This window comes from Bacillus sp. CD3-5 (assembly GCF_006349665.1).
In the GTDB taxonomy this organism is placed as follows: domain Bacteria; phylum Bacillota; class Bacilli; order Bacillales; family Bacillaceae_G; genus Bacillus_A; species Bacillus_A paranthracis.
On the sequence record NZ_VEPX01000031.1, the window covers coordinates 1 to 9,244 of the forward strand.

9 protein-coding genes are annotated in these 9,244 nt (G+C 37.6%); 7 read left to right on the forward strand and 2 right to left on the reverse strand.

Going from position 1 to position 9,244, the window contains the following annotated elements:
* Positions 1-195: 195 nt before the first annotated feature.
* The 5 genes from FH036_RS26750 (at position 196) to entD (ending at position 6,341) form a co-directional block, all read left to right on the forward strand.
* Complete coding sequence (locus FH036_RS26750; protein ID WP_139896427.1) at positions 196-1,359, forward strand: iron-containing alcohol dehydrogenase; 1,164 nt, start codon at positions 196-198, stop codon at positions 1,357-1,359.
* 167 nt (positions 1,360-1,526) lie between these two features.
* Positions 1,527-2,279, forward strand: coding sequence for a DeoR/GlpR family DNA-binding transcription regulator (locus FH036_RS26755; protein WP_000957267.1), 753 nt, complete (start codon positions 1,527-1,529; stop codon positions 2,277-2,279).
* On the forward strand, positions 2,276-3,187 hold the full coding sequence (pfkB, locus tag FH036_RS26760; protein ID WP_139896428.1) for a 1-phosphofructokinase: 912 nt from the start codon (positions 2,276-2,278) through the stop codon (positions 3,185-3,187). Before FH036_RS26755 ends, pfkB begins: the two co-directional genes overlap by 4 nt.
* Positions 3,188-3,200: 13 nt before the next feature.
* Entirely contained in the window at positions 3,201-5,060 is a 1,860-nt protein-coding gene (locus tag FH036_RS26765) for a PTS fructose transporter subunit IIABC (RefSeq protein WP_000704628.1), read from the forward strand.
* 348 nt (positions 5,061-5,408) lie between these two features.
* A complete protein-coding gene (gene entD / locus FH036_RS26770) occupies positions 5,409-6,341 on the forward strand; it encodes a cell wall-binding protein EntD (protein ID WP_000734631.1) in 933 nt (310 codons plus the stop codon).
* Between the two features lie 62 nt (positions 6,342-6,403).
* Here the strand turns inward: entD and FH036_RS26775 are convergent, their stop codons facing one another.
* Positions 6,404-6,649 carry a hypothetical protein gene (locus FH036_RS26775; protein ID WP_000814415.1) on the reverse strand — a complete coding sequence of 82 codons (246 nt, stop codon included), beginning with the start codon at positions 6,647-6,649 and terminating at the stop codon, positions 6,404-6,406.
* 181 nt (positions 6,650-6,830) lie between these two features.
* Here FH036_RS26775 and miaA point away from each other — a divergent pair, with 181 nt between their 5' ends.
* A complete protein-coding gene (gene miaA, locus FH036_RS26780; protein WP_000504941.1) occupies positions 6,831-7,784 on the forward strand; it encodes a tRNA (adenosine(37)-N6)-dimethylallyltransferase MiaA in 954 nt (317 codons plus the stop codon).
* Positions 7,785-7,805: 21 nt separating this feature from the next.
* Positions 7,806-8,030: an RNA chaperone Hfq gene (gene hfq / locus FH036_RS26785; RefSeq protein ID WP_000813896.1), complete on the forward strand. Its 225-nt coding sequence runs from the start codon at positions 7,806-7,808 to the stop codon at positions 8,028-8,030.
* A gap of 80 nt (positions 8,031-8,110) precedes the next feature.
* Here the strand turns inward: hfq and FH036_RS26790 are convergent.
* Positions 8,111-9,244 (reverse strand): Gly-Xaa-Xaa repeat protein (locus FH036_RS26790; RefSeq protein ID WP_139896429.1); only part of this gene is annotated, 1,134 nt, incomplete at its 5' end.

Sequence of the window (9,244 nt, forward strand, 5' to 3'; positions counted from 1 at the left end):
TTTTTATCAGTGTTGACACATAAAAAGAGGTTCAGACACAAAAACAGGCTGTGGAAAAGACTTTCTCCACAGCCTGAAAAAAATCTCAGCCTATAGGCTGAGATTTTTTCGTTAGGCAAATATTTTTGTAAAATGAAAAAAATATGGTATACAAAAGTATAGTTGCTTTTTATATAGAAGGGATGGTAAAGGGATATGCAAAATTTTGTATTTCGTAATCCAACGAAACTTATTTTCGGTAAAGGTCAATTAGAGCAATTGAAAACTGAAATTCCACAGTTCGGTAAAAAAGTTCTTCTCGTATACGGGGGAGGCAGCATTAAAAGAAATGGTATTTATGATAATGTAATTTCTATTTTAAAGGATATAAATGCGGAAGTATTTGAATTGACAGGTGTTGAACCGAATCCACGTGTATCAACTGTAAAGAAAGGAATTCAAATTTGTAAAGAGAATGGTGTTGAATTCATTTTAGCAGTTGGCGGAGGAAGTGTAATTGACTGTACGAAGGCAATTGCAGCTGGTAGCAAATATGATGGAGATGTATGGGATATTGTAACGAAAAAAGCATTTGCCAATGAGGCATTACCATTTGGTACCGTACTTACGCTTGCGGCAACAGGATCTGAAATGAATGCTGGTTCTGTCATTACAAATTGGGAAACGAATGAAAAATATGGCTGGGGTAGCCCAGTTACTTTCCCTCAGTTTTCAATTTTAGATCCGCTCCATACTGCGTCTGTGCCAAGGGATCAAACGATTTACGGTATGGTAGATATTATGTCACATGTATTAGAGCAATATTTCCATCATGGAACAAATACAGAATTACAAGATCGTTATTGTGAATCTGTTTTAAAAACAGTAATTGAGACAGCTCCTAAGCTTTTAAGTGATTTAGAAAATTATGAGCATAGAGAAACGATCTTATATTGCGGTACTATGGCGTTAAACGGGATTTTAGCGATGGGAGTAAAAGGAGACTGGGCAACTCATAATATTGAACATGCAGTTTCTGCGGTTCATGACATACCACACGGGGGTGGCCTTGCGATTCTATTCCCGAACTGGATGAAGCATGTTGTAGATGAAAATGTAAGTCGTTTTAAACAGTTCGCTATTCGTGTATTCGATGTAGAAACAGATGGAAAGACTGATCGAGAAATTGCGTTAGAAGGAATTGAGGCTTTACGTCAATTTTGGACTTCAATTGAGGCACCAGTAAAGTTATCTGATTACGCTATTGGAGAAAATGAAATTGATTTAATGGTGGATAAAGCGATGGCTAATGGCGAATTTGGTAACTTTAAAAAATTAAATAAAGACGATGTTTTAAGCATATATAAAGCTTCCCTATAAGTGAAGCGAGTAAAGGAACCCATTTGATATCACAATCAAATGGGTTTCTTTTTGTTGTTTATAACTGTTTATAACTGTTTGTGATTGTTTTTGGTTATTTATGAATGTTTATGGTTGATTTTTGTGATCGTTTTCATTATACTGTAATCAAAGAAGAGGTGAATAAAATGTTAACTCCTGAACGTCATCAAATGATATTGCAACTTGTAAAAGAGCAGAAGGTTGTTAAATTACAGCAATTAGTGGAAAGAACAGCGAGCTCTGAATCAACAATTCGTCGTGATTTAGCGCAATTGGAAAAACAACGGTTATTAAAAAGAGTTCACGGTGGTGCGGCTGTTTTAACAGGAAAAGGACAGGAGCCGACGATGGTTGAAAAATCATCCAAAAACATTCAGATAAAACAACAAATTGCGAAGTATGCGGCTAGCGTTGTGGAACAAGGTGATTGCATTTATTTAGATGCAGGAAGTACAACATTTGAAATGATTCCATTTTTAATAAATAAGGATGTTACTGTCGTTACGAATGGACTTATGCATATTGAAGCTTTAGTTGAAAATAATATTCGTGCTTATTTACTAGGCGGAATGATGAAGAGTAGGACGAAAGCTTTAATCGGTGCCATGGCACAGGAAAGTATGCAGAAGTATCGTTTTGATAAATGTTTTTTAGGGGCGAATGGTGCACATGAACAGCTTGGTTTTACAACACCAGATCCGGAAGAGGCGCTTTTAAAGCAAATGGCATTAACATTAGCAAATGAAGGATATTTCTTAATTGATGAAAGTAAGTTTTCGGAAGTTGCGTTTGCGAAAATTGCCAACGTTGAAGAGGCGAATATTATTACAAACCATTTAGAAATTGATTTAGAAAAATATAAAAGACAAACCAATGTAATTGAGGCTGATAAACAATGATCTATACAGTAACTTTAAACCCATCTATTGATTATATAGTACAAGTTAATTCCTTAGAGTTAGGCGCAGTAAATCGAGCAGAAAAAGATATGAAGTTTCCTGGAGGGAAAGGGATTAATGTTTCTCGTGTTCTTCATCGTTTAGGTGTTGAAAATGTAGCGCTAGGATTTACTGGTGGATTTACCGGTCGATTTATTAAAGATGTATTACAGACGGAAGGTGTAATAACAAACTTTATCCAAGTAAATGAAGATACTCGAATTAATGTGAAAATAAAAGGGAAAGAAGAAACAGAATTAAATGGGCAAGGACCTAGTGTGACTAAGGAACAATTTGAACAATTAATGAAACAAATTGAAAGTATGCAAAAGGGAGATTGTGTTGTACTAGCTGGAAGTGTACCAGCGTCTATTCCAACTACTTTTTATGAATCAATCGCAGCGTTCGGAGCTGAAAAAGGCATTCGTGTAGTAGTAGATGCAAGTGGTAGTGCCTTGCAACATGTAGTTAAAAATAAACCATTTTTAATAAAACCAAATCATCATGAACTTGGTGAGTTATTTGGAGTAGAAATTTCAACAGCAGAAGATATTTTACCGTATGGAAGAAAATTAATTGAACAAGGTGTAGAGCATGTTATCGTATCAATGGCCGGAGATGGGGCTTTATTATTTACGGCAGAAGGTATATATGAAGCAACTATTCCAAAAGGTGTTGTAATTAATTCGGTTGGGGCTGGAGATTCTCTCGTTGCGGGATTTGTAGGTAAATATGAACAGACAAAAGATATTGAAAAGGCATTTCAATATGGCGTTGCTACAGGGAGTGCAACAGCATTTTCAGCTGATTTATGTGAAAAGGAAAAAGTAGAAGAATTATTGTCGCAAGTAATTGTAACTAAGCGATAGGGGGAAGCAACATATGAAAATTACAGAACTATTAAAAAGGGATACAGTTATTATGAATTTGACAGCTTCAAATAAAGAAGCTGTCATAGATGAATTAGTTGAGAAATTAAACGGGGCAAATCGTTTAAATAGTAAAGCTGAATTTAAAGAAGCTATTTTAAAGCGGGAGTCACAAAGTACAACCGGCATTGGTGAAGGGATTGCTATACCTCATGCGAAAACAAAAGCTGTTAAGCAACCAGCGATTTGTTTTGGTAGAAGTGTAAGCGGTATCAACTATGAATCGCTTGACGGACAACCTGCGCATTTATTTTTTATGATTGCTGCAAGTGAAGGGGCGAATAATACGCATTTAGAAACGTTATCACGCCTATCTACACTATTAATGGATGAAGGGTTTCGTAAGCAATTGTTAGAAGCAAAGGATGAAGAAGAACTTCTTCGTTTATTTGATGAAAAAGAAAATGAAAAAGAAGAAGAAGAGGTTGAAGTTGCAAAACCAGAAGGGAATGAACCGTATGTATTAGCTGTTACAGCTTGCCCGACTGGAATCGCTCACACATATATGGCTGCAGATAGCTTGAAAGCAAAAGCAGCAGAGCTAGGAATTGCAATTAAAGTTGAAACGAATGGATCAACAGGTATAAAAAACGGTTTAACGAAAGAGGATATTGAACGCGCAACAGCTATAATTGTTGCGGCAGATAAACAAGTAGAAATGAATCGTTTTGCTGGTAAACATGTTATTCAAGTGCCAGTCGCTGACGGGATTAGAAAAACTGAAAAACTTCTTAATCGTGCTGTAAAACAGGATGCACCAATCTTTAAAGGTGTAAAAGAGGATGGAAAGGCAGAAAATACGGAGAAAGAAAATGGATTAGGAATTTATAAGCATTTAATGAACGGCGTAAGTAATATGCTTCCATTCGTTGTTGGTGGCGGGATTTTAATTGCGCTAGCGTTTTCGTTTGGTGGTATAAAAGCAGAAGGTCCTTTAGCTGAATTGTTCATGTCTATTGGAGGAGGGGGAACAGGGGCATTTTTATTCCTTGTACCAATTTTAGCAGGATTTATTGCTAGTTCTATTGCTGATCGTCCTGGTTTTATGCCTGGTGTTGTCGGAGGATTTTTAGCGGCACATGCGAATGCTGGATTTTTAGGTGGATTAATTGCTGGTTTCTTAGCCGGATATGTTGTTTTAGGATTGAAAAAATTATTTTCAGGGTTACCAGTACAGTTAGAAGGAATTAAGCCTGTTTTGTTATATCCAGTCTTTGGATTATTGATTACAGGAGTTGTTATGCAAAAAGTAGTAATTCCGCCTGTAGTAGCATTGAATGAAATGTTAACAGGATGGTTAAATGGTTTGAACGGTACAAATGCTATATTACTAGGTCTTATTTTAGGTGCGATGATGGCAATTGATATGGGTGGTCCAATTAATAAAGCAGCATTTACGTTTGGTATTGCTGCGATAGAAGCGAAGAACTTTGGGGTGCATTCAGCGGTTATGGCTGGTGGTATGGTGCCACCGCTTGCAATTGCGTTAGCAACTACCTTCTTTAAATCGAAGTTTACAGAAGCGGAACGTAAGTCTGGTTTAACAAATTATATTATGGGGGCATCGTTTATTACAGAAGGTGCGATTCCATTTGCAGCAGCAGATCCGGTTCGGGTAATTGTCAGTTGTGTTGTCGGTTCAAGTATTGCAGGTGCATTATCAATGTTATTCCAAATTACATTACCAGCACCGCATGGTGGATTGTTTGTTATCGCTTTAGTAAATAAACCAGTGTTATATATTTTCTCGATATTGATAGGGGCAGTTGTTTCTGCTCTTATGATGGGAATTTGGAAAAAGAAAGTTAAATAATACGTGTAAAGGGAGTAGCTTTTATTAGCTGCTCCTTTTTATTACAAAAAAGGAGGTTGATAATTGGAGAATGATGAATTTTGGTAAAAGATGTAATGAAATATGATTTTTTTGTAACAAAAAAGTAATACTGTAATTTTTTCTGGAAAAAAATTCTGGTGCTTGTATGTGGAAAATATATGAAAACTATTGGAAATTCTATAGGAAATGTAATTCATTAATATGGAAATTTATGTTACAGCTCATTAATCGTATATTACGAATGGTTTGTAATTGTGTGTTTTCTAAAAATCTTAAAAATCCGTTGCTATAATAAAAATACGAAAACAAAGCAAATGGAGGCTATTCATGAAAAAATTATTAGGTATAGCAACGGCGGCAGTTTTTGGTCTTGGGATTTTTGCAGGTTCTGCGAAAGCGGAAACGATTGTAACAACAGACGTATTAAATGTTAGAGAAAACCCAACTGTAGAGTCTAAGCTTGTAGGTAAAATGTTAAGTGGAAATAAATTAGATGTTGTAAATACAGAAAACGGATGGACAAAAATTAAATTAAATGGTCAAGAAGCGTTTGTAAGTGCTGAATTTACAAAAAGTACATATTATGTAACGGCGGGTGTGTTAAATGTTCGCGCTGGAGCGAATACTGACTCAGAAATTCTTGGAAAACTGAATAAAAATGATGTAATTGAAACGACAAATCAAGTTCAAAATGAATGGTTGCAATTTGACTATAATGGAAAAACAGGATATGTTCATGTGCCATTTTTAACAGGAACGGCACCAGTGATTGAAAAGAAAGAAGTTGCAACGAAAGAAGAAGCGCCGGAAAGAGTAAATACGCCGGTTAAAAGTAATAAAGTAGCTAAGAGTAAAGAATCTGTTAAGAATGTAGAATCAAGTAAACCTGTGGCAAAACAGCAGTCAACTACGAAACAAGTTGCGAAATCTAATGAAACAAGTGCACCGACTAGTGGACGTGAAATAACGGTAGAAGCGACAGCATATACAGCAGATCCGAGTGAGAATGGTTCGTATGGTGGTCGTGTATTAACTGCAATGGGGCATGACTTAACAGCTAATCCAAATATGAAAGTAATTGCTGTTGATCCTAAAGTAATTCCACTTGGATCAAAAGTATGGGTAGAAGGATATGGAGAAGCGATTGCTGGAGATACTGGTGGTGCGATTAAAGGAAATCGTATTGATGTTTTAGTTGGCTCAGATGGTAGTGCGAATAGCTGGGGGCGCAAATCTGTAAAAGTGAAAGTTATAGAGTAGTATATATGTATTAATATAAAAGGCGGTTGCTTGAAAGTATGTAAGCAATCGCCTTTTATGGATTATTGAAAAGGATAAATAGTTTTACCTGTAATAATTTTATATGCGCTGCAAAATTGGTTTTGTATATACTCTGTATCTTTATTTTCTAGATGTAATGTTGTTTCTTGGAGAGCAGAATGAAAAGAACGTAGTAAACAATTTAAGGCGAAGTATAATTCTTCTTGTGAACAATTGTGTTCTTTTGTAGCAGTAGCTAAAATGAGGTCTTTTGTCAAAGATGAAAAATTGATAGTGGATTGTTTCATAGTTAACTCATCCTCTCGAAGGTATTTTTAATCATATATATGCGGAATTGGACAAACTATGTTCTTTTTTATTTATAATTTCATGTACCGTAATGAAAGAACTTGCAATCATGCCGTTAAAATTGGTAAGATTGGGTATAATCAATAGATGGAGTACATTACATAAAGAGAGTTGAATGATATGGGAGAAGTGCAACGTGAAAAAGTTGCTGTCATCATTGGACCAACTGCTGTTGGGAAGACGAAGTTAAGTATTGATCTTGCCAAAGCGTTAAATGGTGAAATTATAAGTGGAGATTCCATGCAGATTTATCGTACGATGGATATTGGAACCGCAAAGGTGACGAAAGAAGAGATGGACGGAATTCCACATTATATGGTTGATATAAAAAATCCGGAAGAATCATTTTCGGTTGCCGAATTTCAAGAACGTGTTCGTAAGCATATTCGCGAGATTACAGAGCGTGGTAAATTGCCGATTATCGTTGGTGGAACTGGTCTGTATATACAATCTGTTTTATTCGATTATCAGTTTACGGATGATGCTGGTGATGCTATATACCGAGAACAAATGGAAAAGTTAGCATTAGAACGTGGTGTGGAATATGTACATAAGAAATTACAGGAAGTAGACCCAGAAAGCGCTGAGCGTATTCATGCAAATAATGTACGCCGTGTCATTAGGGCGTTAGAAATTTTCCACACGACGGGTGAAAAAATGAGTGATCAACTTGAAAAACAAGAAAACGAGTTATTATACGATGTTTCCTTAATTGGCTTGACAATGGATCGTGAAATGCTATACGATCGCATTAACTTACGAGTTGATATAATGATGGACCAAGGTTTATTAGAAGAAGTAGAAGGGTTGTATAATCGAGGGATACGAGATTGTCAATCTATTCAAGCGATTGGGTATAAAGAGATATATGATTATTTTGAGGATCGTGTCTCTTTAGAAGAAGCGGTATCACAATTAAAGACGAATTCACGTCGTTATGCAAAACGTCAATTAACGTGGTTCCGTAATAAGATGGATGTCACATGGTTTGATGTTACAGACGGTGAAAAAACGTCAGAAATTTTACGATACATAGAAGGAAAGCTACAACTAAAGTCGAATAATAGTAAGTAGAGAAAAAGAGGAGGATTCGACATGAAGCAATCAATCAATATTCAAGATCAGTTTTTAAATCAACTCCGTAAAGAGAATACGTTTGTTACGCTGTACTTATTAAATGGTTTCCAGCTTCGTGGATTAATTAAAGGATTTGATAATTTTACAGTCCTACTGGAAACAGAAGGTAAGCAACAGCTTATTTATAAACATGCAATTTCTACATTCGTACCACAAAAAAATGTTTCAATTGAATTAGAATAGTAATGAATTATTGTACATAACAAAAAAGAGCGAAATTTCTCGCTCTTTTTTTATTTGCTATAAACAATAAATAGTGAAATTTAAGCGATTCTAAATACAGTTAGACGAATGTTAGTGTTTCCTGTTGCAGGGATCGTAATCTCGTTAAGAGTAGATTGGACAGAAATGTTTGCTCCTGCAGCTAATGTTTCGATTGTAGTAAATGAAAGTGAGTCGCCTATTAAATTTGAAGAGAAGTTGTCAGTTGCGACTGCTCCATTTATTGAAATTCCTACTCCGAGTGGCGCACATCCTGGTGCAGTTGTAGAGATGGATACGCTAATTACATAAATACCACCGTTGATAACTGTAACTGTGTCTGTGCCATTAAAGATAATATTATTTACGTTAATTGCAGTACTGAAGATAAAGTTATTAAATTGTAGTACTGTTTGTTGAATGTTGTTTGTTACAACAATTGTTGCTATAGGGAAGCTAGGTCCAGAAGGCCCAGTAGGTCCGGTAACTCCTATACCAGTAGCGCCCGTTGGCCCTTGAACGCCTTGAGGTCCAGTGGCACCAGTAGCACCCGCCGGTCCTTGAACGCCTTGAGGTCCAGTGGCACCAGTAGCACCCGCCGGCCCTTGAATACCTTGAGGTCCGGTAGCACCTGTATTACCTTGAGGTCCAGTAGGTCCAGGAGGCCCACCAGAAGGCCCAGTAGGTCCGGTAACTCCTATACCAGTAGCACCCGTTGGCCCTTGAACACCTTGAGGTCCAGTAGCGCCTGTGTTACCTTGAACACCTTGAGGTCCAGTAGCGCCTGTGTTACCTTGAACGCCTTGAGGTCCAGTAGCACCAGTAGCACCTGCTGGTCCTTGAACGCCTTGAGGTCCAGTAGCACCGGTAGCACCCGTGTTACCTTGAACGCCTTGAGGTCCAGTAGCACCAGTAGCACCTGCTGGTCCTTGGACGCCTTGAGGTCCAGTGGCACCAGTAGCACCCGCCGGTCCTTGAGGTCCAGTAGGTCCAGGAGGCCCACCAGAAGGTCCAGTAGGTCCGGTAACTCCTATGCCGGTAGCGCCCGTGTTACCTTGAGGCCCAGTGGCACCGGTAGCACCTGTGTTCCCTTGAACACCTTGAGGTCCAGTGGCACCAGTAGCACCTGTGTTACCTTGAGCACCTTGAGGTCCAGTGGCACCGGTAGCACCTGTGTTACCTTGAGCACCTTGAGG

What these genes read in the sequence shown, in the direction of transcription:
- hfq (WP_000813896.1), top strand. Translation starts at nt 7,806, where the DNA reads ATGAAGCAATCAATCAATATTCAAGATCAGTTTTTAAATCAACTCCGT.
- FH036_RS26750 (WP_139896427.1), top strand. Translation starts at nt 196, where the DNA reads ATGCAAAATTTTGTATTTCGTAATCCAACGAAACTTATTTTCGGTAAA.
- miaA (WP_000504941.1), top strand. Translation starts at nt 6,831, where the DNA reads ATGGGAGAAGTGCAACGTGAAAAAGTTGCTGTCATCATTGGACCAACT.
- entD (WP_000734631.1), top strand. Translation starts at nt 5,409, where the DNA reads ATGAAAAAATTATTAGGTATAGCAACGGCGGCAGTTTTTGGTCTTGGG.
- pfkB (WP_139896428.1), top strand. Translation starts at nt 2,276, where the DNA reads ATGATCTATACAGTAACTTTAAACCCATCTATTGATTATATAGTACAA.
- FH036_RS26765 (WP_000704628.1), top strand. Translation starts at nt 3,201, where the DNA reads ATGAAAATTACAGAACTATTAAAAAGGGATACAGTTATTATGAATTTG.
- FH036_RS26755 (WP_000957267.1), top strand. Translation starts at nt 1,527, where the DNA reads ATGTTAACTCCTGAACGTCATCAAATGATATTGCAACTTGTAAAAGAG.
- FH036_RS26775 (WP_000814415.1), bottom strand. Translation starts at nt 6,649, where the DNA reads ATGAAACAATCCACTATCAATTTTTCATCTTTGACAAAAGACCTCATT.